Origin of the sequence: Pseudomonas sp. HMSC063H08, assembly GCF_001813645.1 — a bacterium.
Classification (GTDB): domain Bacteria; phylum Pseudomonadota; class Gammaproteobacteria; order Pseudomonadales; family Pseudomonadaceae; genus Pseudomonas; species Pseudomonas aeruginosa.
On the sequence record NZ_KV813401.1, the window covers coordinates 1 to 269 of the forward strand.

Here is a 269-nt window from a genome sequence, read left to right on the forward strand (position 1 = left end):
AACACCTGGTCCTCCCCCCAGGAAGCCGCCGCGTTCGCCACCCGGGTTCTGGGCGAACAACAGCAACAGACCTGTGAAGGCTGTCAGAAGACGGTGACGGCGGCAGGCGTCGGCCTGACCCCGCTGATCCAAGAGACCTACGACAAGAAGCTCCAGTCGCTGCAGGAGCTGCTGTCGAAAAGTAAGCCACTGACCGCCGAGAACCTGGCTGCGGCCGGCACCGATGCCTTGCCGATCACCCGCGGCGTCATCGAGGCGCTGCGCGACGA

1 pseudogene is annotated in these 269 nt (G+C 65.4%); it reads left to right on the top strand.

Annotated elements, in window-relative coordinates:
• Positions 1-269: pseudogene (locus HMPREF2924_RS08775) on the top strand (integrating conjugative element protein); the annotation flags it as partial.